Source organism: Cellulosimicrobium sp. EB106-03-01-XG111 (assembly GCF_058792115.1).
The window spans coordinates 395,599-419,669 of sequence record NZ_JBYTEQ010000002.1 but is presented as its reverse complement, the minus strand read 5'-3'; the positions used below and the strand labels follow the sequence as shown (position 1 = coordinate 419,669).

General features: G+C 73.3%; 20 protein-coding genes. 14 read left to right on the top strand and 6 right to left on the bottom strand.

Annotated features, from left to right (window positions below; genetic code table 11):
* Positions 1–48 precede the first annotated feature (48 nt).
* The 10 genes from AC3WT4_RS03915 to allB all read left to right on the top strand — a co-directional run bounded on the left by AC3WT4_RS03915 (position 49) and on the right by allB (position 12,260).
* On the top strand, positions 49–1,545 hold the full coding sequence (locus AC3WT4_RS03915; protein WP_492314770.1) for an NAD-dependent malic enzyme: 1,497 nt from the start codon (positions 49–51) through the stop codon (positions 1,543–1,545).
* A 44-nt stretch (positions 1,546–1,589) separates the two neighbouring features.
* Positions 1,590–3,236 (top strand): malate synthase A, encoded by a 1,647-nt coding sequence (aceB, locus tag AC3WT4_RS03910; protein WP_492314769.1) that lies wholly within the window; start codon positions 1,590–1,592, stop codon positions 3,234–3,236.
* Positions 3,236–4,585 carry a DUF6986 family protein gene (locus tag AC3WT4_RS03905; RefSeq protein WP_492314768.1) on the top strand — a complete coding sequence of 450 codons (1,350 nt, stop codon included), beginning with the start codon at positions 3,236–3,238 and terminating at the stop codon, positions 4,583–4,585. The genes aceB and AC3WT4_RS03905 overlap by 1 nt, the downstream gene beginning before the upstream one ends.
* Positions 4,586–4,665: 80 nt before the next feature.
* Positions 4,666–5,496 carry a bifunctional allantoicase/(S)-ureidoglycine aminohydrolase gene (locus AC3WT4_RS03900; protein WP_053371404.1) on the top strand — a complete coding sequence of 277 codons (831 nt, stop codon included), beginning with the start codon at positions 4,666–4,668 and terminating at the stop codon, positions 5,494–5,496.
* Between the two features lie 396 nt (positions 5,497–5,892).
* Positions 5,893–6,555 carry an Ltp family lipoprotein gene (locus AC3WT4_RS03895; protein WP_492314767.1) on the top strand — a complete coding sequence of 221 codons (663 nt, stop codon included), beginning with the start codon at positions 5,893–5,895 and terminating at the stop codon, positions 6,553–6,555.
* Positions 6,556–6,616: 61 nt separating this feature from the next.
* The gene (locus tag AC3WT4_RS03890) at positions 6,617–7,048 is read left to right on the top strand and encodes a hypothetical protein (RefSeq protein WP_492314766.1); all 432 of its coding nucleotides are present in this window, start codon (positions 6,617–6,619) and stop codon (positions 7,046–7,048) included.
* 229 nt (positions 7,049–7,277) lie between these two features.
* Positions 7,278–8,084 (top strand): hydroxypyruvate isomerase family protein, encoded by an 807-nt coding sequence (locus tag AC3WT4_RS03885; RefSeq protein WP_492314765.1) that lies wholly within the window; start codon positions 7,278–7,280, stop codon positions 8,082–8,084.
* A gap of 64 nt (positions 8,085–8,148) precedes the next feature.
* Positions 8,149–9,033 carry a 2-hydroxy-3-oxopropionate reductase gene (locus AC3WT4_RS03880; RefSeq protein ID WP_021481126.1) on the top strand — a complete coding sequence of 295 codons (885 nt, stop codon included), beginning with the start codon at positions 8,149–8,151 and terminating at the stop codon, positions 9,031–9,033.
* A gap of 44 nt (positions 9,034–9,077) precedes the next feature.
* A complete protein-coding gene (gene gcl, locus AC3WT4_RS03875; RefSeq protein WP_492314764.1) occupies positions 9,078–10,853 on the top strand; it encodes a glyoxylate carboligase in 1,776 nt (591 codons plus the stop codon).
* 27 nt (positions 10,854–10,880) lie between these two features.
* Positions 10,881–12,260, top strand: a complete 1,380-nt coding sequence (gene allB, locus AC3WT4_RS03870; RefSeq protein WP_108047474.1) for an allantoinase AllB — start codon at positions 10,881–10,883, stop codon at positions 12,258–12,260.
* Positions 12,261–12,405: 145 nt separating this feature from the next.
* Here the strand turns inward: allB and AC3WT4_RS03865 are convergent, their stop codons facing one another.
* The 3 genes from AC3WT4_RS03865 to AC3WT4_RS03855 form a co-directional block, all read right to left on the bottom strand.
* Positions 12,406–12,894 (bottom strand): SRPBCC family protein, encoded by a 489-nt coding sequence (locus AC3WT4_RS03865; RefSeq protein ID WP_074809869.1) that lies wholly within the window; start codon positions 12,892–12,894, stop codon positions 12,406–12,408.
* Entirely contained in the window at positions 12,891–13,259 is a 369-nt protein-coding gene (locus AC3WT4_RS03860; protein WP_492314763.1) for an ArsR/SmtB family transcription factor, read from the bottom strand. Before AC3WT4_RS03860 ends, AC3WT4_RS03865 begins: the two co-directional genes overlap by 4 nt.
* Positions 13,260–13,371: 112 nt before the next feature.
* Positions 13,372–14,751, bottom strand: a complete 1,380-nt coding sequence (locus AC3WT4_RS03855; protein ID WP_492314762.1) for a cryptochrome/photolyase family protein — start codon at positions 14,749–14,751, stop codon at positions 13,372–13,374.
* Positions 14,752–14,802: 51 nt separating this feature from the next.
* Between AC3WT4_RS03855 and AC3WT4_RS03850 the strand changes: the two genes are divergently transcribed.
* Positions 14,803–16,434, top strand: a complete 1,632-nt coding sequence (locus AC3WT4_RS03850) for a peptide MFS transporter (protein ID WP_108047478.1) — start codon at positions 14,803–14,805, stop codon at positions 16,432–16,434.
* A 104-nt stretch (positions 16,435–16,538) separates the two neighbouring features.
* Here the strand turns inward: AC3WT4_RS03850 and AC3WT4_RS03845 are convergent, their stop codons facing one another.
* Positions 16,539–17,138 carry a DoxX family protein gene (locus AC3WT4_RS03845; protein ID WP_492314761.1) on the bottom strand — a complete coding sequence of 200 codons (600 nt, stop codon included), beginning with the start codon at positions 17,136–17,138 and terminating at the stop codon, positions 16,539–16,541.
* A gap of 320 nt (positions 17,139–17,458) precedes the next feature.
* Between AC3WT4_RS03845 and ilvD (AC3WT4_RS03840) the strand changes: the two genes are divergently transcribed.
* The gene (gene ilvD / locus AC3WT4_RS03840; protein ID WP_074809866.1) at positions 17,459–19,321 is read left to right on the top strand and encodes a dihydroxy-acid dehydratase; all 1,863 of its coding nucleotides are present in this window, start codon (positions 17,459–17,461) and stop codon (positions 19,319–19,321) included.
* Between the two features lie 78 nt (positions 19,322–19,399).
* Here the strand turns inward: ilvD (AC3WT4_RS03840) and AC3WT4_RS03835 are convergent, their stop codons facing one another.
* Positions 19,400–19,960: a hypothetical protein gene (locus AC3WT4_RS03835; RefSeq protein WP_492314760.1), complete on the bottom strand. Its 561-nt coding sequence runs from the start codon at positions 19,958–19,960 to the stop codon at positions 19,400–19,402.
* 139 nt (positions 19,961–20,099) lie between these two features.
* On the opposite strand from AC3WT4_RS03835, the gene ilvD (AC3WT4_RS03830) reads away from it, so the two are divergent.
* Together ilvD (AC3WT4_RS03830) and AC3WT4_RS03825 are read left to right on the top strand one after the other, a co-directional pair.
* Positions 20,100–21,818: a dihydroxy-acid dehydratase gene (ilvD, locus tag AC3WT4_RS03830; protein ID WP_074809864.1), complete on the top strand. Its 1,719-nt coding sequence runs from the start codon at positions 20,100–20,102 to the stop codon at positions 21,816–21,818.
* Between the two features lie 80 nt (positions 21,819–21,898).
* Positions 21,899–22,573 (top strand): 4a-hydroxytetrahydrobiopterin dehydratase, encoded by a 675-nt coding sequence (locus tag AC3WT4_RS03825; protein ID WP_492314759.1) that lies wholly within the window; start codon positions 21,899–21,901, stop codon positions 22,571–22,573.
* Between the two features lie 49 nt (positions 22,574–22,622).
* Here AC3WT4_RS03825 and AC3WT4_RS03820 read toward each other — a convergent pair whose 3' ends face one another.
* Complete coding sequence (locus AC3WT4_RS03820; RefSeq protein WP_492314758.1) at positions 22,623–23,987, bottom strand: cytochrome P450; 1,365 nt, start codon at positions 23,985–23,987, stop codon at positions 22,623–22,625.
* Positions 23,988–24,071 lie beyond the last annotated feature (84 nt).

Below are 24,071 nucleotides of genomic sequence, written 5' to 3'. Positions count from 1 at the left end.
TCCGCATCACGGAAGACACGCATCAGCATACGAGAAGAAGGAACGAACATGACGTCCGAGACGAAGGCCCCGGAGACGCAGGCCGCGACGGCGAAGAGCGCCGCGACCAGCCCGAGCTACTCCATCACGCTCCGCGTCGAGGCCCCGAGCGGTCACCGCACGGCGAGCGACCTCGTCGCGGCGGTGAGCGCGACGGGCGCCTCGATCACGGGCGTCGACGTCTCGGAGTCGGGGGCGGACCGCCTCGTCGTCGACATCACGGCCGACACCGTCGACGCCGCGCACGTGGAGCGCATCCGGGACGCGCTGGGCGCGCTCGACGGCCTCACCGTGCGGCACGTGAGCGACGCGACGTTCCTCATGCACCTCGGCGGCAAGCTCGAGGTCAACCCCAAGGTGCCGCTGCGCCACCGCGCCGACCTGGCCCGCGCCTACACGCCGGGCGTGGCGCGTGTGTGCCTCGCGATCGCGGAACGGCCCGAGGACGCGCGCCGCCTGACGGTCAAGCGCAACACGGTCGCGGTCGTGACGGACGGCACCGCCGTCCTCGGCCTCGGCGACATCGGTCCCGCCGCCGCGCTGCCCGTCATGGAGGGCAAGGCCGCGCTGTTCAAGCAGTTCGCGGGCGTCGACGCCTGGCCCGTGTGCCTCGACACGACGGACACCGAGGAGATCATCCGCACGGTGAAGGCCATCGCGCCCGTGTACGGCGGGATCAACCTCGAGGACATCTCCGCGCCCCGCTGCTTCGAGATCGAGCGCCGCCTGCGCGAGGAGCTCGACATCCCCGTGTTCCACGACGACCAGCACGGCACGGCGATCGTCGTGCTCGCGGCGCTGACGAACGCCCTGCGCGTGGTCGGCAAGGCCATCGAGGACGTGCGCATCGTCGTCTCCGGCGTCGGCGCCGCGGGCAACGCGATCATCGCGCTGCTCCAGGGCCAGGGCGCGCGGAACATCGTCGCGTTCGACCGTCAGGGCGCGATCCACCCCGGCGCGAGTCTCACGGACGAGCACCGCCGTCGTCTGGCGGAGACGACCAACCCCGAGGGCTTCACGGGCACGCTGCGCGAGGGCCTGGCCGGGGCCGACGTCTTCGTCGGTGTCTCGGGTCCGAACATCCTCACGGGCGACGACGTCGCGACCATGGCCGACGACGCGATCGTCTTCGCGCTGGCCAACCCGACGCCGGAGGTCGACCCGATCGCCGCCGCGCAGCACGCGACGGTCGTCGCCACGGGCCGGAGCGACTACCCGAACCAGATCAACAACGTGCTCGCCTTCCCGGGCCTCTTCCGCGGCCTGCTGGACGTCGGCGCGAGCGAGATCACCGACGAGATGCTGCGCGCCGCGGCCGTCGCGATCGCCGACGCCGTCGCGCCCGAGGAGCTCAGCGCGAGCTACATCGTCCCGAGCGTCTTCGAGCCGGCCGTCTCGACGGCCGTCGCGCGCGCCGTCGCCGAGGTCGCGGAGCGCGACCGCGCGGGCCAGGCTCAGGAGAGCAGCACGTCGGGCCACCACGTCGGGTCGGCAGCCCGGTCCTGACGCACCCTCGTCAGCCCGGCCCGCCCCGCAGAAAGGACACCACCATGACCACCACCACGGCCGTCGCCGTCCACGGACCCGCCGTCGAGCGGTCCGACGAGATCCTCACGCCGGACGCGCTCGACTTCGTCGCCGACCTGCAGCGCCGGTTCGGCGCCCGGCGCGACGAGCTGCTCGCCGCGCGGGCCGAGCGCCGCGAGCAGGTCGCTCGCACGGGTCGCCTCGACTTCCTGCCCGAGACCGCCGACGTGCGCGCGGGGGACTGGACGGTCGCCGGCGCACCCGCGGACCTCCGGGACCGCCGCGTCGAGATCACCGGGCCCCCGACGCCCAAGATGGCGATCAACGCCCTCAACTCGGGCGCGAAGGTCTGGCTCGCCGACCTCGAGGACGCGTCGACGCCGCACTGGAGCAACGTCGTCGGGGGCCAGGTCGCCCTGCACGACGCGACGCGCCGCACGCTCGCGTTCACGTCGCCCGAGGGCAAGCAGTACGCGCTGCGTCCCGAGACCGACGACGACCCGCTCGCCGTCATGGTCGTGCGGCCCCGCGGCTGGCACTTCGACGAGGTGCACCTCACCGTGGACGGGACGCCCGCCGTGGGCGCGCTCGTCGACTTCGGCCTGCACTTCTTCCACAACGCGGCGGAGCTCGTCGTGCGCGGGTCCGGGCCGTACTACTACCTGCCGAAGATGGAGTCGCACCTCGAGGCACGCCTGTGGGACGAGGTCTTCACGCACGCGGAGCAGGCGCTGGGCATTCCGCACGGGACGATCCGTGCGACGGTCCTCATCGAGACGATCCCGGCCGCGTTCGAGATGGACGAGATCCTCTTAGAGCTGCGCGACCACGCGTCCGGGCTCAACGCCGGCCGCTGGGACTACCTGTTCTCCGTGATCAAGTACTTCCGCGACTCCGGGCCGTCGTTCACGCTGCCCGACCGCGGGTCCATCACGATGACCGCGCCGTTCATGCGCGCGTACACCGAGCTGCTCGTGCAGACGTGCCACCGGCGCGGCGCGTTCGCGATGGGCGGCATGGCGGCCGTCATCCCGAACCGTCGCGAGCCTGAGGTCACCGCCCAGGCGTTCGAGAAGGTGCGCGCCGACAAGCAGCGCGAGGCGGGCGACGGCTTCGACGGCTCGTGGGTCGCGCACCCGGACCTCGTGCCGGTGTGCCGCGAGGTCTTCGACGGCGTGCTCGGCGAGCGGCCCAACCAGCTCGACCGGCAGCGCCCCGACGTCCACGTCACGGCCGACCAGCTGCTCGACGTGGCCTCCGCGCAGGGCGACGTCACCGAGGCCGGGCTGCGCAACAACCTGTACGTGTCCGTCGCGTACGTCGCGGCGTGGCTCGCGGGCAACGGCGCGGTCGCGATCCACAACCTCATGGAGGACGCCGCGACCGCGGAGATCTCGCGCTCGCAGGTGTGGCAGTGGGTGCGCTCGGGCGCGTCGTTCACCGCGGGCGAGAGCGCGGGCGCGACCGTCACCGCCGACCTGGTCCGCACGCTCCTGCGCGAGGAGACCGCGCGGCTGCGCGACGACGTCGGGCACGAGGCCTACGACGCCGGACCGTACGACCGGGCGGCGGCGCTCGTCGAGGACATCGCGCTCAACGAGCACTACGTCGACTTCCTCACGCTGCCCGCGTACGAGGACGTCGTCGCGCACGAGCAGGACGCGTCCTGATGCCGGCCGGTGGTGAGGCGGGCTCCGTCCGCGGCTTCAGCGAGGACGGCGTCGCGGCGCTGCACGCGTCGCTCGACGGGCTGCTCGCGCCCTGGGACGCGGAGCTCGCGTCCCGCTACCCGGGCGACGACGGCTCGCGCCAGCCCGTGCACACCGTCTACGTGCCTGGCGACCGGTACGCGGCCGGTCTCGCGCCGGAGTGGGCGGCGCGGGCGCGCGAGGCGGTCGACGGCGCGGGCGGCGTCCGCCGGCTCGTGGACCTGCTGGGCGTCGGGCAGGGAGCCGGGGGCGACCTCGCGGACGCCGTCGCGGAGCGCGTGAGCGCGAAGCTCGCGGTCGAGGGGATCGAGGACCTCCGGATCGACTTCGAGGACGGGTTCGGCGACCGCGGCGACGCGGCGGAGGACGCCGCGGTGATCGCCGCGGCGCGCGAGCTCGTCCGGGCCGAGGCGCAGGGCACCGCGACGCCGTTCGCGGGCATCCGCATCAAGTGCCTCGAGGAGGCGACGCGCCGCCGCGGCGTGCGCACCCTCGCGCTGTTCGTCGCGGAGCTCGTCGCGGGCCGCGCCGCGGTCGGCGAGCCCCCCGCCCTGCCGGACGGGTTCGTCGTGACGCTCGCCAAGGTCACCGCCCCGCAGCAGGTCGAGGCGATGGCGCGCGCGTGCGAGCACGTCGAGGACGCGAACGGCCTCGCACCGGGCATCCTGCGGTTCGAGGTGCAGGTCGAGACGCCGCAGGCGCTGCTCGCGGCCGACGGCACGGCGACGGTCGCACGTCTCGTGCACGCCGCGCCGGGACGCGTCACGGCGCTGCACTACGGCACGTACGACTACTCGGCGTCGCTCGGCATCGCCGCGGCCTACCAGTCGATGGAGCACCCTGCGGCCGACCACGCGAAGTCGGTCATGCAGCTCGCGGTCGCGGGCACGGGCGTGCGGCTGTCGGACGGGTCGACCAACGTCCTGCCCGTCGGCGACCCCCAGGCCGTCGACGCGGCGTGGCGCCTGCACGGGCGCCTCGTGCGCCGCTCGCTCGAGCGCGGCTACTACCAGGGCTGGGACCTGCACCCCGCCCAGCTCCCGAGCCGGTTCGCCGCGACGTACGCGTTCTACCGCGAGGGGGCGGCGTCGGCGCTCGTGCGCCTCGCGGCGTACGTCGGGTTCGTGCCCGACGCCGGCGGCGTGCTCGACGAGCCCGCCACGGCCAAGGCGATGGCCTGGTTCCTCGGCCGCGGCGTCGACTGCGGCGCGCTCACCGAGACCGAGGTCCGCACGGCGACCGGGCTCGACCGCGCCGGGCTCGACGCGGTCCGCGTCTCCGGGCGCGCGCCGCAGCCCGTCGCGGGCTGAGCGCCCGCCCTCCCCACCCTTCCCGCCGGGCGCCGCGGCACCGCCGCCGGCCCGGCCCACGACCTCCGAGGAGCGACCCCATGACCCAGACCACCCCCTACTACACCCCGCAGGGTGGCCTGCCCGGCCAGACCGAGCTGCTCACCGACCGCGCGATCGTCACCGAGGCCTACACGGTGATCCCGCGCGGCGTGCTGCGCGACATCGTCACGAGCAACCTGCCCGGCTGGGAGAAGACCCGGCTGTGGGTGCTCGCCCGGCCGATCGAGGGCTTCGCGACGACGTTCGCGCAGTACGTCATGGAGGTCTCGCCCGGCGGCGGGTCGGACCAGGGCGAGGACGAGGAGACCGTCCAGTCCGTCGTCTTCGTCACCGAGGGCACGCTCGTGCTCACGCTCGCCGGGGTCGAGCACGTGCTGGAGCCGGGCGGGTACGCGTACCTGGCGGCGGGGGAGCGGTGGGCGCTGCACAACCGGTCGGACGCCAAGGCGGCGTTCCAGTGGATCCGCAAGGTGTACGAGCCGATCCCGGGGCACACCGCGACGTCGTTCGTCACGCGCGAGCAGGACGTCGAGCCGCGCGCCATGCCGGACACCGACGGCGTGTGGGTGACGACGCGGTTCGTCGACCCCGACGACCTCGCGCACGACATGCACGTCAACATCGTGACCTTCCAGCCGGGCGGGTCCATCCCGTTCGCGGAGACGCACATCATGGAGCACGGCCTCTACGTGCTCGAGGGCAAGGCGGTCTACCGCCTCAACGGCGACTGGGTCGAGGTGCAGGAGGGCGACTTCATGTGGCTCCGGGCGTTCTGCCCGCAGGCCTGCTACGCCGGCGGGCCGAAGCCGTTCCGCTACCTCCTCTACAAGGACGTGAACCGGCAGGTCAAGCTCGACCGCCGTCGCTGACCCGCTCCTGGTCACGAGCAGAAGGGTCCGGTTCCACGGTCGGAACCGGACCTTTCTCGTGTTCGCGATCGCGCCTGCTCCGAGCAGTCCGGCAGCGTCACGTCGCCACGCATTTCACCCTGACCACCGCAAAGATCATCCGCTCCGAGGCGATGATCGGCTCGCTGGCGGTGCCAGAGTGAAGTGCACGACGAATCGTCATTGCCCAGTGGAGTGCTCATGGCACCGCGCTACAACCCGCCGCCCAACTGGCCGCCCCCGCCTCACGGCTGGTCACCGCCGTCCGGCTGGAGGCCGGACCCGTCGTGGGGGCCAGCGCCACCAGGGTGGCAGTTCTGGGTCGAAGAACCTGGGCCGGACGCCTCGCAGCAAGGGGGGACGTCGTCGAGCACCGGAGTGGTCGAGGCAAGCGCGGGCGCACTCCCGACACGGTCGTGGCTCGCGCGTCACAAGCTCCTCACCGGGGCGGGGCTCGTGGTGGTGCTCGTCATCGCCGTCGCTGCACTGGTCGGCGGCAACGGCGACGGCAACGACAGCAGAGAGTCCGTTGCTGACACGACGACCACGCAGGAGGCGACGCCCGACGCGAAGTCGGCCGAAGAGATCGCTGCTGAGGAGCAGGCCGAAGCAGATCGTCTTGCCGAGGAGGAAGCGGCAGCCGCGGCACAGGCCGAGGAGGAACGGCTGGCGGAGGAGCAGCGCCTCGCTGAAGAGGCAGCCGCTGCCGAGGCTGCTGCAGCAGAAGCAGCGAGGATAGGGTCGGTCGCGCAGCAGAACGCGTACCGGTCGGCCGTGAGCTACCTCGAGTACACGGGGTTCTCACGTTCGGGCCTCATCGGGCAGCTCGAGTTCGAGGGTTACAGCACGGCCGACGCCGAGTTCGCCATCGCTCGACTTGAGGCCGAAGGAGGCGTGGACTGGAACGCGGAGGCAGCCGAAAGCGCGGCGAGCTATCTCGACTACACCGCGTTCTCGCGATCCGGGCTCATCGACCAGCTCCTCTATGAGGGGTTCACCCCTGAACAGGCCGAGTACGGTGTGAGCACGACGGGCCTATGACGGGCAGTGCGGCTTGCTCCTGACTCTCGGCGTTCCAACTCGAGGCTGGCACGATACGTCTGTGGGAGGTATCGGGAGCCGTGACGATCTCTACGGAGTCGACTGGGACTTCTTGGCGCTGGATCGTGACGGCCAGATCGCCCTCATCTCGAGCACGGGCTATGGCCAGATCCCGACACGGGTCCTGGATCAAGCAGCCCTCGTGGAAGACGCGGTCGAGAGGTCGAGTGCCTTGCCCGTGATCGGAGAACCGATCAATCGCGTACCTGACCGGACGGGCGACTACTCCTCGTGGTTCGAGCGAAGCGTGCGCGGCTTCTACACGTACGACTGGAGCGTCTACCACGGCCCCTACCGGGCTCTCTCCGCCCCGACAGTTGCACTCGAAGTTTCGGCTGCGGACCCGATGATTGCTCAAGCGGCCTCACTCCTCGAACTGCAGTTCTCCTTCGCCACGACAGCGCAGTTCTGGCTCGACGGGACTGATCGCTAGCGCGCTCGCAGTCACACGCTCACCGTTGCCCCACGCGCAACTACGCGGTCGCACGGGCCCGGCTCCGCACGCGGAACCGGGCCCTCCCCATGCCCACAACCGGACGGGGTGCGGACTCGGCTGTTGACGCTCCGCGGTGACCATGCCTAGACTTCCATACAGCAGAAGAAGAATTCCGCAGAATGGAATCGCATAGTAGCGAGACGCGGACGGACCCAGGGAGACGACGATGAGCCCCGCACCGACGTACACCGTCAACTGCTCGATCCTGCTCACGGACCTGCCGTTGCTCGAGCGGCCCGCCGCCGCCGCGGCAGCGGGCTTCCGGGGCGTCGAGTTCTGGTGGCCGTTCGCGTCGCCCACGCCCGCCCGCGACGAGGTCGACGCGTTCGTCGGCGCGATCGAGGCGGCGGGCGTGCAGCTCACCGGCCTGAACTTCGACGCCGGGAACATGCCGGGCGGCGACCGCGGTCTCGTGTCGTGGCCCGCGCGCTCGTCCGACCTGCGCGCGAACCTCGACGTCGTCACCGCGATCGGGGAGCGCACCGGCTGCCGCGCGTTCAACGCGCTCTACGGCAACCGCCAGGAGGGCGAGACGCCCGAGGCGCAGGACGAGCTCGGCGCCGAGAACCTCGCGCTCGCGGCGCGGGCGGTGGGTCGCGTCGGCGGCACGGTGCTCGTCGAGCCGGTGAGCGGCGCGCCGGCGTACCCGTTGAAGACGGCGGCCGACGCCGTGCGCGTCATCGACCGGGTCGCCGCCGACCACGGCGAGACGAACCTCGGCCTCCTGTTCGACGTCTACCACCTGGCCGTGAACGGCGACGACGTCGACGCGGCCCTGTCGACCTACCGCGGCCGCATCGCGCACGTGCAGGTCGCGGACGCGCCCGGGCGCGGCGAGCCCGGCACGGGCGACCTGCCGATCGAGCGCTGGACCAAGGACCTGCGCGCCGGCGGCTACGACGGCTGGATCGGCCTCGAGTACAAGACCGCCGCCGCCGACCCGTTCGCGTGGCTCGCCGCCGTCGAGCGCTGACGCGAGCCGCGGCCGTCCGCCGGCCGCCCCGACCCCCGACCTGAACCACCCAGAGGAGCACACCATGGCCTCCATCGCCTTCATCGGACTCGGCATCATGGGCAGCCCCATGGCCGTCCACCTGCAGAACGCCGGGCACGACGTCGCGGGCTACAACCGCAGCCCCGAGAAGACCGCGCCGCTCGTCGAGGCGGGTGGTCGCGCGGCCGCGTCGGTCGCCGACGCGGTCTCGGGCGCGGACGTCGTCGCGATCATGGTCCCGGACTCGCCCGACGTGGAGGCGGTGCTCACCGGCGACGACGGCGTCCTCGCGAACGCGAAGCCGGGCGCGCTCGTCGTCGACTTCTCCTCGATCCGCCCGGACGTCACGGTCGCGCTCGCGCAGCAGGCGAAGGACGCGGGCCTGCGGATCGTCGACGCCCCCGTCTCGGGCGGCGAGCCGGGCGCGATCAACGCCGCGCTGTCGATCATGGTCGGCGGCACGCCCGAGGACTTCGAGGCGGCGAAGCCGTTCCTCGACGTCGTCGGCAAGACGGTCGTGCACGTGGGCCCGAACGGCTCCGGCCAGACCGTGAAGGCCGCGAACCAGCTCATCGTCGCCGCGAACATCCAGGCGCTCGCCGAGGCGGTCGTCTTCCTCGAGGCCTACGGCGTCGACACCGAGGCCGCGATCGAGGTCCTCGGCGGCGGCCTCGCGGGCTCGGCGGTGCTGAACCAGAAGGCGCGCAAGATGCTCGACCGCGACTTCGGCCCCGGGTTCCGGATCGAGCTCCACCACAAGGACCTCGGCATCGTCACCGCGGCGGCCCGCGAGGCGGGCGTCGTCGCGCCGCTCGGCGGCCTCGTCGCCCAGCTCATGGCTTCCGCCCGCGCGAACGGCGACGGCGGTCTCGACCACTCCGGCCTGTTCCGCGGCGTCGAGCGCCTGTCCGGCCGCGACGGCTCCTGACCCTCACCCTGACGACGACGTCACCTCCAGCAAGGAGAGAAACCATGCCTCGTATGCGTGCGGTGGACGCCGCAGTGGCGATCCTCGAGATCGAGGGCGCGACCCAGGCCTTCGGCCTGCCCGGCGCCGCCATCAACCCCTTCTACTCCGCGATGCTCGCGCACGGCGGCATCGACCACGTGCTCGCCCGCCACGTCGAGGGCGCGTCGCACATGGCCGACGGCTACTCCCGCGCGAAGCCGGGGAACATCGGCATCTGCATCGGCACGTCGGGCCCCGCGGGCACCGACATGATCACCGGCCTCTACGCCGCGTGGGCCGACTCGATCCCCATGCTCTGCATCACGGGTCAGGCGCCGGTCGCCAAGCTCGACAAGGAGGACTTCCAGGCCGTCGACATCGCGAGCATCGCCGCTCCGGTGACGAAGATGGCCAAGACCGTCCTCGAGGCCGGGCAGGTGCCGCAGGTCTTCCAGCAGGCATTCCACCTCATGCGCTCGGGCCGCCCGGGACCGGTGCTCATCGACCTGCCGATCGACGTGCAGCTCACGGAGATCGAGTTCGACCCGGCGACCTACGAGCCGCTGCCCGTGCACCGCCCGACGGCGACGCGCGCCCAGGCCGAGAAGGCGATCGACCTGCTGCTCGCGGCGGAGCGTCCGCTGCTCATCGCGGGCGGCGGCATCGTCAACGCGGGCGGCGAGGACCTGCTCGTCGAGCTCGCCGAGACGCTCGGCGTCCCCGTCATCCCGACGCTCATGGGCTGGGGCGTGATCCCGGACGACCACGCGCTCATGGCCGGCATGGCCGGGCTCCAGACGTCGCACCGCTACGGCAACGCGAACCTGCTCGCGTCCGACTTCGTGCTCGGCATCGGCAACCGCTGGGCCAACCGCCACACGGGCGGCCTCGACACGTACCGGGCGGGCCGCACGTTCGTCCACGTCGACATCGAGCCGACGCAGATCGGCCGCGTGTTCGCGCCCGACTACGGCATCGTGTCGGACGCGAAGGCGGCCCTCGAGCTGTTCGTCGAGGTGGCGCGCGAGCGCCGCGACGCCGGCCGCGCGCGCGACTACGCGGGCTGGGCGGCCGAGTGCGCCGAGCGCAAGCGGACGCTGCAGCGCAAGACGCACTTCACCGAGATCCCCATCAAGCCGCAGCGCGTGTACGAGGAGATGAACAAGGCCTTCGGCCCCGAGACGCGCTACGTCACGACCATCGGGCTCTCGCAGATCGCCGGCGCGCAGTTCCTCCACGTGTACCAGCCGCGGCACTGGATCAACGCGGGCCAGGCCGGGCCCCTCGGCTGGACCGGCCCCGCGGCGCTCGGCGTCGCGAAGGCCGTGCCGGACGAGCCGGTCGTCGCGCTCTCGGGCGACTACGACTTCCAGTTCATGATCGAGGAGCTCGCGGTCGGCGCGCAGTTCAACCTGCCGTACGTGCACGTCGTCGTGAACAACTCCTACCTGGGCCTGATCCGCCAGGCGCAGCGGGCCTTCGACATGGACTACCACGTCCAGCTCTCGTTCGAGAACGTCAACTCGCCCGAGCTCGGCGGCTACGGCGTCGACCACGTCAAGGTGGCCGAGGGCCTGGGCTGCAAGGCGATCCGCGTGACCGACCCCGAGGGGCTCGGCGAGGCGTTCGCGAAGGCGCAGGCCATGGCGGCCGAGTTCCGCGTGCCGGTCGTGGTCGAGGTCATCCTCGAGCGCGTCACGAACATCGCGATGGGCGTCGAGCTCACGGGCGTCAACGAGTTCGAGGGCCTCGCGATCTCGGCCGAGGACGCCCCCACCGCCACCGCGCTGCTCGACTGAGCGCGCCGCACCCAGGGAGCAGGAGACATGACGGAGGGCGCGATGGGTACGGGTGAGGTGAGCGGTCGCGAGCACGAGTACGACCTCGTCGTGCGGGGCGAGCGCGTGCTCGTCGCCGGCGGGGAGCACCCGCGCGAGGTGGGTGTCGTCGGGGGAGTGGTCCGCGCGATCGAGCCGCTCGGCGCCGGGCTCGACGGCGCGCGCGTCATCGAGCTGGAGCCGCACCAGGTGCTGGTCCCCGGGCTCGTCGACACGCACGTGCACGTCAACGAGCCGGGGCGCACCGAGTGGGAGGGCTTCGCGTCCGCGACGCGGGCCGCCGCCGCGGGCGGGGTGACGACGATCGTCGACATGCCGCTCAACTCGATCCCGCCGACGGTCGACGTCGAGGCGCTCGAGACCAAGCAGAAGGTCGCGCGCGACCAGGCGTTCGTCGACGTCGGGTTCTGGGGTGGGGCCGTGCCCGGCAACGCGGACGAGCTGCGGCCCCTGTGGGACGCGGGCGTGTTCGGGTTCAAGTGCTTCCTGCTGCACTCGGGGGTCGAGGAGTTCGGGTACCTCGAGCCCGACGAGCTCGAGGCCGACCTGCGCCTGCTCGCCGACTTCGACGGTCTCATGCTCGTGCACGCCGAGGACTCGCGGGCGATCGAGCGGGCGCCCACCCCGCACGGCGACCACTACGACACGTTCCTCGCGTCGCGCCCGCGCGGCGCGGAGAACGTCGCGATCGCGGCGGTGATCGAGGCGGCGCGCTGGACCGGGGCGCGGGCGCACGTGCTGCACCTGTCGAGCTCGGACGCGCTGCCGATGATCCGGAGCGCGAAGCGCGAGGGTGTGCGCCTCACGGTCGAGACGTGCCCGCACTACCTGGCGCTCGCGGCCGAGGAGATCCCCGACGGCGCGACGCAGTTCAAGTGCTGCCCGCCCATCCGGGAGATCGACAACCGCGAGCTGCTCTGGGAGGGCCTGCTCGACGGCACGATCGACTGCATCGTCTCGGACCACTCGCCGAGCACGCCCGACCTCAAGGAGCTCGACACGGGCGACTTCGGGACGGCGTGGGGCGGGGTGTCGTCGCTCCAGCTCGGCCTCGCGATCGTGTGGACCGAGGCCCGGACCCGGGGCGTGCCGTTCGCGCGCGTCGTCGAGTGGATGTCGGCTCGCCCGGCGGCCGTCGCGGGCCTGCGGCGCAAGGGCTCGATCGCGCTCGGCTTCGACGCGGACCTCGCGGTGGTCGAGCCGGACACGGCGTTCGTCGTCGACCCGCAGGCCCTGCACCACAAGAACCCCATCACGCCGTACGCCGACCGCGCGCTCTCGGGCGCCGTCGTCGCGACGTACCTGCGGGGCGAGGAGATCACCCTCGACCGCCCCACGGGCCGCCTGCTCGCGCGCGGCGACGCGTGAGGGGCTGAGACTCCCGTGCCCGGCCGCGGGGGCCGGGCACGGGGAACCACCTGATCCCGTACGTCGAGGGGCGGCACCGCTGGTGGGTGCCGCCCCTCGTCGTGCGCGAGGCAGACCCCGGGCAGGCCGGGTGGGGGAGCGCGTGTCAGGAACCCGCGAGGAGCTCGTCGAGCTGCTCGTAGCCCTCGCGGACGCCGACCTCCATGCCGCTCGCGACGAAGCCGTCGCGACCCTCGAACGAGTCGACGAGCGACGTCGCGGTGAGTCGGCTGCGGCCGTCGGGCAGGTCCTCGAACACGAGGCGGTCGAGCGAGACGCCGTCGGGGAAGCCCTCGAACGTGAACGTCTGGACGATGAGCTCGTCCGGGCGCACCTCGTGGACGCTGCCGAAGAACGCGTACTCGTTGCCGTCCGGGTCGACCTGGACGTACCGGTAGGCGCCGCCCGTGCGCACGTCCCACAGCTCGTTGCGCTGGGTGAGGTAGCGCGGGCCGTTCCAGCGCGCGAAGAGCTCCGGGTCGAGGTGGGCGCGGAAGACCTTCGCGGCCGGCGCGTCGAACTCGCGCACGATGCGGACGATCGGGAGGTCCGTGGGGACGACGATCTCGGTCTCGTGGGTGCCGGTGGTGGTCATGGTGCTGCTCCTGTCGTCGGGTCGTTCTCGGTGGTGCCCGGTCGGTCGGGCAGGTCGCGCAGGACGTCGTCGAGGCGGCGGTAGCGGTCCTCGGCCTCGCGCCGGTAGCGCTCGATCCACTTCGTCATGAGGTCCAGCACCTCCGCCTCGAGGTGCACGGGGGCGCGCCGGGCGTCCGTCGTGCGGGTCACCAGGCCGGAGTCCTCGAGCACGCGCAGATGCTTGGACACCGCCTGGACGGACATGTCGTACGGCCGGGCGAGCTCGCCGACGCTGGCGTCTCCCGACGCGAGCCGGGCCACCATGTTGCGGCGCGTGGGGTCGGCGAGCGCCGAGAACACGCGGGAGAGCGGGTCGGCCGTCACGGGACCTCCTCGTGGGGCGCCGGGTTCGGCGTCCGGTCATCAACTCATCGGTTGACAACGACGCTACGCCGCACCCGGAGAGTCGTCAACCCTTTGGTTGAGAAAAAGTCCGTCAGGCGCGCCGGGCCCGCTCGAAGTCGTCGAGCGAGACCTTCCGCTCGACGGCGTGGTCGACGATCCGCCCGGGGTACCCGGCCGGCTGCTCGCGCAGCGTCCACGGCTCGTGGACCGCCCGGCCCTCGACCTCGCGCAGCTCCGGCACCCAGCGGCGCACGTACGTGCCGTCGGGGTCGAACTTCCTGCTCTGCGTGACGGGGTTGAAGATGCGGAAGTACGGCGCGGCGTCCCGGCCCGTCCCCGCGACCCACTGCCAGTTGAGCTGGTTCTGCGAGACGTCGCCGTCCGCCAGGTGCGCCATGAAGTGCGCCGCGCCGCGCTGCCACCGCACGTGCAGGTCCTTGACGAGGAACGACGCCACGACCATCCGCACGCGGTTGTGCATCCACCCCTCGGCGAGCAGCTGGCGCATCCCGGCGTCGACGAGCGGGTAGCCCGTGCGGCCCTCGGCCCACGCGGCGAGGTACGCGTCCTCGGCGGCGCCCTCCGCCCACGCGTCCTCGGGCACGACGTCGCGGAGCGAGCGCTGCGCCGCCCCCGGGTGGTGGAACAGGACGTCGGCGTGGAACTCGCGCCACGCGAGCTCGGAGCGGTAGGCGAGGGCGTCGTCGGACGGCGCGCGCCCGTCGTGCAGAGCGCTCCGCACGTCGGCGAGGAGCGTGCGCGGGTGCAGCTCGCCCCACTTCAGCGGGATCGACATGCCCGACGTCGCGGGCCGGTCCGGGCGGTCGCGCTCGGTCGCGTAGCCCGCGAGGTGGTCCGCGAGGAAGTCGCGCCAGCGCCGACGGGCCGCGGCCTCGCCCGCCGCGGGGAGCCGGGCGTCGGTGCCGGGGTCGGCGGGGACGCCGTCCGACCGGAGCGTGGCCCACGGCACGTCGCGCGGCCGCGGCGCCGGGTCGCGCCAGCCGTGCTCGACCCACGCGTCGCGGAACGGCGTGAAGACCTGGAACGGGGTCCCGGTGCGCGTGCGCAGGCGTCCCGGCGCGACGGCGTAGGGCGAGCCGGTGCGCACGAGGTGGGCGCCGCCGTCGGGAAGGGCCTCCTCGACCGCGGCGTCGCGGGCCACGCCGTACGGCTCGAACGCCGCCGTGACGTGCACCTCGCGCGCCTCGACCTCGCGCGCGACGGCGGGCACGACGGCGCGCGGGTCGCCGTGCCGGACGACGAGCCGGCCGCCGGTCGCCTCGTCGAGCGCGGCGAGGCTCCGCGCGAGGTAGGCGCGGCGCGGGTCGCCGGCCGCGCCCCACAGGCGGGGATCGAGCACGTAGAGCGCGACGACCTCGTCGTCCGCGTCCCGGGCGGCCTGCACCGCCGCCACGAGGGCCGGGTTGTCGGCGAGGCGGAGGTCGCGGCGGCACCACCAGAGCGTCGGCATCCGGCCACGCTAACGGTCGCAGGCGGTGCACGCCGGTGGGAGCATCGCAGGATGGGTGGTGACGACCGACGAGAGCAGGACGAGGCGCGACGCCGCGCGCTCGGGCGCGAGGCGCGCACCGAGCCGGAGGCCGGGGCGCCGCCCCTCGGACCGGGTACCGCGGCCGGCGTGGGCGCCGCCGAGGGGCCCGCGGCGGGGGTCATCGAGGGGGACCACGCGTTCTTCGGGCACCCGCGCGGGCTGCTGACGCTCTTCACCACGGAGCTGTGGGAGCGGTTCAGCTACTACGGGATGCGCGCGATCCTGCTGTACTACCTCACGGACACCGTGGCGAACGGTGGCCTGGGTATCGGGGAGACGACGGGGCTCGCGCTCGTGTCGATCTACGGCACGAGCGTGTACCTGCTGTCCGTCGTGGGCGGCTGGCTCGCCGACCGCGTGATCGGGTCCCGGCGCTCGGTCCTGTACGGCGGCATCATCATCGCGGCCGGGCACGTGAGCCTCACGGTCCCCGGCACGGGCTTCTCGATGGTCGGCATCGCGCTCGTGGCGCTCGGCACCGGCCTGCTCAAGCCGAACGTGTCGTCGATGGTCGGCGAGCTGTACGCGCGCGACGACCCGCGCCGCGACTCGGGCTTCTCGATCTTCTACATGGGCATCAACCTCGGGTCGTTCGTCGCGCCGTTCCTCGTGGGTGCCGCGCGGGCCTGGGGCGGGTACCACGCGGGCTTCGCCGTGGCCGCGGTGGGCATGGCGGTCGCGCTCGTGTTCTTCGTCGCGGGCCGGCGCTACCTCGGCGAGGCGGGCGCGCACGTGCCCAACCCCGTCCGCCCCGAGGAGCGCGCGAAGATCGCGCGGATCTTCCTCCTCATCGCGGGCGGCGTGGTGCTCGTCGGCCTGGTCGCCGTCCTCGTCGCCGGCGGGTTCGAGATCTCGACCTTCATCGACACGATGTCCTACCTCGCGTTCCTCGCGCCGATCGCCTACTTCATCGTCATGTACCGCTCGCCGCGCGTGACGGACGCCGAGCGGCCCCGCGTCATCGCGTACATCCCGCTGTTCGTCGCGGCGATGCTCTTCTGGATGATCTTCGAGCAGGCGGCCACGACGCTCTCGGCGTTCGCGAAGAACCGCACCGACCTCACGTTCTTCGGTGTCGGCATCAGCCCCGAGTTCTTCCAGTCCGTGAACCCGCTGTCGATCATCGTCCTCGCGCCCGTGTTCGCGTGGATCTGGCTCAAGACGGGCGACCGCCCGACGACGGCCAACAAGTTCGCGCTGGGCCTCACCCTGGCGTCGGTGTCGTTCCTCTTCCTGGCGGGCGCGTCGGCCGTCGTCGGCGACGGCAAGGCGCCGTCGTGGGTGCTCGTGCTCGTCTACGTGATCCAGACGCTCGGCGAGCTGTGCCTGTCGCCGGTCGGCCTCGCCGCGACGACGCTGCTCGCGCCCAAGGCGTTCCGGTCCCAGGCGATGGCCCTGTGGTTCCTCGCGCCCGCCGCCGGCCAGGCCATCACGGCGCAGGTCGTGCAGGTCACCGAGGGCGCCTCCGACACCGCGTACTTCGGCGGGATCGGGGCGGTCACCCTCGTGTTCGCGCTCGCGCTGTTCGCGCTCGCGCCGTGGGTCACGCGGCACATCCGGCACGCCGACGAGCTCGAGGGCGCGCACACCGCCGGGGCCTGAGGGGCGGCGTCGCACGACGGCGCGGGGCCGCGACGTCGCGGCCCCGCGCTCGTGCTGCACCCGTGGTGGTGCCGGGCCTGTCGTGGTGCCGGGCCTGCGGCGCGTCAGCGCAGCCAGGCGGCCCGGCGCACGAGAGGAAGGGTCGCCCAGCGGCGGCCGAGGCCCCACGTGTCGCCCGCGAGCGTCGTGGCGAGGACGGCGAGGAGCAGGACGACGAGGACGTGCTCGTCGACGACGGGGTTGTTCGAGCCCGGCGCGACCGGCCACTGCGACAGCCACAGCATCGCGAAGAGGACGGTGCCGCTCACCGCGGCGACGCGCAGGCCGATGCCCAGCAGGAGCGCGAGGCCGATGCCCAGCAGCCCCAGCATGAACAGCCAGTCGGTGACGGGGCTCGCCATCGCGGCGAACGTGCTCGCGAGCGGGCCCTGGGCGCCGTTCTCGAGGTAGCCCTGCGTGGGTGCGCCCCCCGCGAGCCACGCGCGCTCGCGCGGGGTCGCGTAGCCGAGGCCGACGAGCTTGTCGGTGAACGGCCACAGGAAGACGACTGCCGTGCCGATCCGCGTGAGCGCGAGGGCGTGGCGGGCCGACGAGCGCGTGACGACATCGTCCTGCGTGACGGGGTCGGTGGTGCGGGCCGACGCGCTGCGCGCCGCCGACCCGGGGGAGGCGCCGGGCGGCGCGGACGTGGTGGACGTGGACATGGAGGTGCCCCCTCGGGGAAAGAAGTGGTCGGGTCGGGGCCGGCGAGGACCTGCCCCGACCCGAGCGGTGTGCCGCTCCCCGTCGAGGCGTCGCGGTGGTCGTCCGGCCGTGACGTGCTCGCCCACGGTGGCAGGGGTACGGGAGGCGGTTCAACCCTTACGTCCGGATCGCGTGGACATCCCGTAGGCCCGGCCGGGCTACGTACGTAGGCCCCCCGACCACGAGGCGGACGCCGCGGCCGACCACCCGCGACGAGGCGTAATGTGACCCGGCGGCCGGAGGATCGGTCGCAGCACCCCGTCGAAGGAGCTGACCCGGAATGAGCCGCCCCCTGCGCTCTCGGACGTCCACCCACGGCCGCAACATGGCCGGCGCCCGCGCCCTCTGGCGCGCGACCGGCATGGGCGCGGAGGACTTCGGCAAGCCGATCATCGCGATCGCCAACTCGTACACGCAGTTCGTCCCCGGCCACGTCCACCTCAAGGACATGGGCGACCTCGTCGCGTCCGCGATCCGCGAGGCCGGCGGCGTCTCCAAGGAGTTCAACACCATCGCCGTCGACGACGGCATCGCCATGGGCCACGGCGGCATGCTCTACTCGCTGCCGAGCCGCGACCTCATCGCCGACTCGGTCGAGTACATGGTCAACGCGCACTGCGCCGACGCCCTCGTGTGCATCTCGAACTGCGACAAGATCACGCCCGGCATGCTCAACGCCGCGCTGCGGCTCAACATCCCGGTGATCTTCGTGTCCGGCGGGCCCATGGAGGCGGGCAAGGCGGTCGTGGCGAACGGCGTCGCGAAGACCCCGCTCAACCTCGTCAACGCGATCAACTACTCGGCCGACGACGCGGTCTCCGACGCGGCGCTCGCCCAGGTCGAGGAGAACGCGTGCCCCACGTGCGGGTCGTGCTCGGGCATGTTCACGGCGAACTCGATGAACTGCCTCACCGAGGCGCTCGGCCTGTCGCTCCCCGGCAACGGCTCGACCCTCGCGACGCACGCCGCGCGCAAGGAGCTCTTCCTCGAGGCGGGCCGCACGATCGTCGGGCTCGCGAAGCGCTACTACGAGGACGAGGACGACTCCGTCGCGCCCCGGTCGATCGCGACCAAGGCCGCGTTCTCGAACGCGATGGCGCTCGACGTCGCGATGGGCGGCTCGACCAACACCGTGCTGCACGTCCTGGCCGCCGCGCAGGAGGGTGAGGTCGACTTCGACCTCACCGACATCGAGCGCATCAGCCGCCAGGTGCCGTGCCTGTCCAAGGTCGCGCCGAACCACCCGAGCTTCCACATGGAGGACGTGCACCGCGCCGGCGGCATCCCCGCCCTCCTGGGCGAGCTCGACCGCGCGGGCCTGCTCGACCACGACGTCACGAGCGTGCACACGCCGACGCTGCGCGAGTGGCTCGACGACTGGGACGTCCGGGGCGGCAAGGCGACCGAGCGGGCCGTCGAGCTGTTCCACGCGGCGCCCGGGGGAGTGCGCACCACGCAGGCGTTCTCGACGTCGAACCGCTGGGAGTCGCTCGACACCGACGCGGCCGACGGCTGCATCCGCGACCTCGAGCACGCGTACACCGTCGAGGGCGGGCTCGCCGTGCTGCGCGGCAACCTCGCCGAGGACGGCGCCGTGTTCAAGACCGCCGGGGTCGACCCGGACGTCTTCCACTTCGTCGGGACGGCGCTCGTCTGCGAGTCGCAGGACGAGGCCGTCGAGAAGATCCTCACCAAGCAGGTCCAGCCCGGCCACGTCGTCGTCGTGCGCTACGAGGGCCCCGCGGGCGGCCCGGGCATGCAGGAGATGCTGTACCCGACGTCGTTCATCAAGGGCCGCGGCCTCGGCAAGGTCACCGCGCTCATCACCGACGGCCGTTTCTCCGGCGGGTCGTCGGGCATCTCCGTCGGCCACGTCTCGCCCGAGGCCGCCGCGGGCGGCGTCATCGGCCTCGTCGAGGACGGCGACGAGATCGAGATCGACGTCGACACGCGCCTCATCCGCCTCAACGTGCCGGACGACGTGCTCGCCGAGCGCCGCGCCAAGATGGAGGCGCGCGAGAACCCGTGGCAGCCGGTCGACCGCGACCGCTACGTGTCACCGGCCCTCCAGGCCTACGCCGCCATGGCGACGTCCGCCGACCGCGGCGCCGTCCGCGACGTGTCGCTGATCAAGCGCCGCTGACCCGACGACGACGGGCCCGCACCTCCCGAGGTGCGGGCCCGTCGTCGTGCCGGGGCGCGGAGCCCTACGCGGCGAGGATCAGCACTCTTCCTCGGACTGCTCGGTGACGACCCACCGCGCGCCCTGCGGCACCATGACGGCGGTGCCGCAGTCGCCGCCGTCGTAGACGACGGACAGCACCGTCGCGTCGGCCCGCTCCTCGCGGACACCGACCTCGACGTCCGGGACGTCGCCCACGGCGGAGTAGAGACCGGCGGTGGTCGTGATCATCGAGGCGCAGTCCGTGATGCCGGGCCACCCCTGGGACGCCATCTCGGCGACCATCCGGTCGACGAGCTCCGGGGCGAGGTAGGCGCATGCGACCTCCACGTCCGGCGCACGGCTCGCGGCGAGCCACGCGCGGAACGACTCCTCGGGCGTCTCGGCCTGCTCCTCAGGGGCCTCCTCGGCGCTCGCGGTCTCCGTCGCGGTCGCGGCGTCGTCGGGCGTCGCCGTCGTCGCGTCCGGCGCCGGGGCCGACGTCGTGGAGGCGGGCGAGCCGGGGCTCGTGCCCGACGGCGCGGGAGCCGCGCACGCGGCGGTCGCGGCCAGGGCGAGGACGGGCAGGAGGGCTCGAGCGGCCCCGGGGCGTGTGCGCACGGCCCCATGATGCCGTGCGGGGTCGTGCCGCGGTCGGCCCGTCTCGTCCCGCTCGGGCTCGCTCCGGTCCGCGGCGTGCCGCGGCGTGTCCGGCGCGTCCCGCCGCGCCCCCCGCGGGTGGCGTTCCTAGAGTGGGGTCATGACTGGGCACACCTCGGGGTCCGACGCCGGACCCGACCTCAAGCCGCGTTCCCGCCAGGTCACCGACGGCCTGGAGGCGACGGCGTCGCGCGGCATGCTGCGCGCCGTCGGGATGGGCGACGAGGACTTCGCCAAGCCGCAGATCGGCATCGCGAGCTCGTGGAACGAGATCACGCCGTGCAACCTGTCGCTCGACCGGCTCGCGCAGGGCGCCAAGGAGGGCGTGCACGCGGGCGGCGGGTACCCGCTGCAGTTCGGGACGATCTCCGTCTCCGACGGCATCTCCATGGGCCACGAGGGGATGCACTTCTCGCTCGTGAGCCGCGACATCATCGCGGACTCGGTCGAGACGGTCGTCCAGGCGGAGCGCCTCGACGGGACGGTCCTGCTCGCCGGGTGCGACAAGTCCCTCCCGGGGATGCTCATGGCGGCCGCGCGGCTCGACCTGGCGAGCGTGTTCCTCTACGCGGGCTCGATCATGCCGGGCTGGGTCAAGCTCTCCGACGGCACGGAGAAGGACGTCACGCTCATCGACGCGTTCGAGGCGGTCGGCGCGTGCGCGCGCGGGCTCATGAGCCGCGAGGACGTGGACCGCATCGAGCGCGCCATCTGCCCCGGCGAGGGCGCGTGCGGCGGCATGTACACCGCGAACACGATGGCGTCGGTCGCCGAGGCGATGGGCATGTCGCTGCCCGGCTCGGCGGCGCCGCCGTCGGCGGACCGGCGCCGCGACGCGTTCGCGCACCGCTCGGGCGAGGCCGTCGTCAACCTGCTGCGTCTCGGCATCACGGCGCGCGACATCATGACGAAGGAGGCGTTCGAGAACGCGATCGCCGTCGTCATGGCGTTCGGCGGCTCCACCAACGCGGTGCTGCACCTGCTCGCCATCGCGCACGAGGCCGAGGTCGACCTCACGCTCGCCGACTTCGACCGGGTCGCGAGCCGCGTGCCGCACCTCGGCGACCTCAAGCCGTTCGGGCGCTACGTGATGAACGACGTCGACCGCATCGGCGGCGTGCCCGTCGTCATGAAGGCCCTGCTCGACGCCGGGCTGCTGCACGGCGACGCGCTCACCGTCACCGGCCGCACGGTCGCGGAGAACCTCGCCGACATCGACCCGCCCGACCCGGACGGCAAGATCCTGCGGGCCCTCGACAACCCCATCCACCACACGGGCGGCATCACGATCCTGCACGGGTCGCTCGCGCCCGAGGGTGCCGTCGTGAAGTCCGCCGGGTTCGACGAGGACGTGTTCGAGGGCACCGCGCGCGTCTTCGAGCGCGAGCGGGCGGCGCTCGACGCCCTGGAGGACGGCACGATCACCGACGGGGACGTCGTCGTCATCCGCTACGAGGGGCCCAAGGGCGGCCCGGGCATGCGCGAGATGCTCGCCATCACGGGCGCGATCAAGGGCGCGGGCCTCGGCAAGACCGTCCTGCTGCTCACGGACGGCCGCTTCTCCGGCGGGACGACCGGCCTGTGCGTGGGGCACGTCGCGCCCGAGGCGGTCGACGGCGGCCCCATCGCGTTCGTGCGCGACGGCGACCCGATCCGGCTCGACGTGGCGAACAAGACGCTCGACCTGCTCGTCGACGCCGACACGCTCGCCGCGCGCCGCGACGGGTGGGCGCCGCTGCCCCCGACGTTCACGCGCGGGGTGCTCGCCAAGTACGCCAAGCTCGTCCAGTCGGCGTCGCGCGGCGCGATCCTCGAGTGACCGCGGAGCGCGCGGGCGTCGGAGGCGCGCACTAGCGTGGTGTCGCACCTCGCCGCAGCGACGCACCCCGGAGGACGGCCATGACCCAGACGGCGGACGACCGCATCACCGCGCGCCAGTTCCACGACAGCGACGGCGTCGAGGACTGGCGGGTCATCGTCAGGACCGTGCAGACGCTGTTCCGCACGGGCTCCTTCACCGCGGGCGTCGAGCTGGTCGACGCGATCGGCGAGCTCGCGGAGGCGGCGAACCACCACCCCGACGTCGACCTGCGGTACGGGTCGGTGACGGTCCGGCTGACGTCGCACGACGTCGGGGGCGTCAGCGCGCGCGACGTGGCCCTCGCCCGGCAGATCTCCGCGGCGGCGCGCGAGCTCGACCTCCGCGCGGACCCGACCGCGGTGCAGGACCTCGAGATCGCGGTCGACACCCTCGTCGGGACGGCGGTGCAGCCGTTCTGGCGCGCGGTCCTCGGGTTCGACGAGGGCGCGCCCGAGCTGCCCGCGCCCGAGCTCCGCGACCCGACCGCGCACGCTCCCGCGTTCTGGTTCCAGCAGATGGACGCGCCGCGCGAGCAGCGCAACCGCATCCACGTGGACGTGACGGTCCCGCACGACGTCGCGGAGGCGCGCGTCACCGCCGCCATCGCTGCGGGCGGGCACCTCGTCTCCGACCGGCGCGCGCCGGCCTTCTGGGTCCTGGCCGACGCCGAGGGCAACGAGGCGTGCGTGTGCACCTGGCAGGCGCGCGACTGACGCGAGCCGTCGCTCCCGGCGCGGCGGCGGCGCGGCCCCCGGCCGGGGGTCAGGCGCGCGCGACGACCAGCTCGTCGTAGCCGGGCACCAGCACCCGCCGCTTGGCGCGGCGCGAGACGACGCGCAGGGGTGCGCCGTCGTCGTACAGCGCGTGCAGGAGCGCGGCGATCTCGGCGCGGGCGAGCGGGGCGCCGAGGCACAGGTGGCGCCCCGCGCCGAACCAGAGCTGACGCGTCTCGCGCACGTAGGGGCGGTCGGCGCGGAACGGCCCGGCCGCCGCGTTCGCCGCCCACGTGAGGATCATGACGCGCTCCCCGGCGCGCAGGGTGCGGCCCGCGACCTCGACGTCGGCCGACACGCCCCGGCCGATCACCGACGCCGGGCTCGTCACGCGCAGACCCTCGCGCACGGCGTTCTCGACGGCGTCCGGCTCGCCGGCGGCCCGCTCCACGGGATGGGCCCGCTCGTCGGCCAGGAGCCGGAGCAGGCGGTGCTGCTCGCCCGTGTCGATCAGGAGCGCGGTGGTGCGGGCCATGGCCGACGCCGACGTCTCGGTGCCCGCGACCATGAGCAGGCTCGCGAGCCCGGTCGTCTCCTCCAGCCCGAGGCCGAGCTCGCGGCACCGGCCCAGCAGGCGGTCGGCCGGCGCGTGCCGCCACCCGTCCGGGACGCCCTGGGTCAGCTCGGCGACGATCTCCCGCGCCGCCGCGACCTGGTCCGGCGCGAGGTACGTCGAGCCGGCGCTGCCGAGCGCGATCGACGCGAGCCGCTCGCCCGTCGCGAAGGCCGTGAGCGCGTCGTCGTCCGTCGGGACGGCCTCCGGCGCCGCGCCCCTCCCGGCGCCCGCCGCTGATCCAGCCCCTGTGCCCGCCCCTGTGCCCGCCCCGGTGGCCGCCGGGGACGGGATGCCGAGCAGCGAGATCATCATCCGGCCGACGAGCACGCGGGCGAGCCGGCCGACGTCGACCGACCCGCCCGCGGCGAGGGTGCGGCGCGCGTCGTCGAGCGCGAGCGACCAGGCGCCGTCGACGAGCGTCGCGGCGCTCGCCTCGGTGAAGAGCTCGCGCGAGCGGGTGCGCAGGTCGTGGTGGCCCGGGCCGTCGAACAGGTCGAGGACCCAGTCGCCGAGGATCTGGGCCCACAGGTGCCCGACCCCGCCCTCGCCGACGATCGTGAAGTGCCGGTGGTCGGTGAGGATGCGGCGGCCGACGGTCGGGTCGGCCGTCACCCACCCGAGGCCCGGAACCCGGCGCAGCCCTCCGCCCGGGCGCGGGCCGGTGAGCGCGCCGCCCACGAGGAGCACGCCGGCCATCGCGGGGCGCGCGGCGGTGAGGACCTGCAGCTCGTGCCGGGTCGTGGGCAGGGCGCGACGTCGTTCGCGGGTGGGTCCGGGGCCGGTCGTGGTCGCAGTCACGGGGTCAGTGTGGCGCACCGGCGAGGTCACGGGGCGGCTGCGCCGCCGTTCGCGGATGGGCACTTCACCCCATCGGAACCTGTG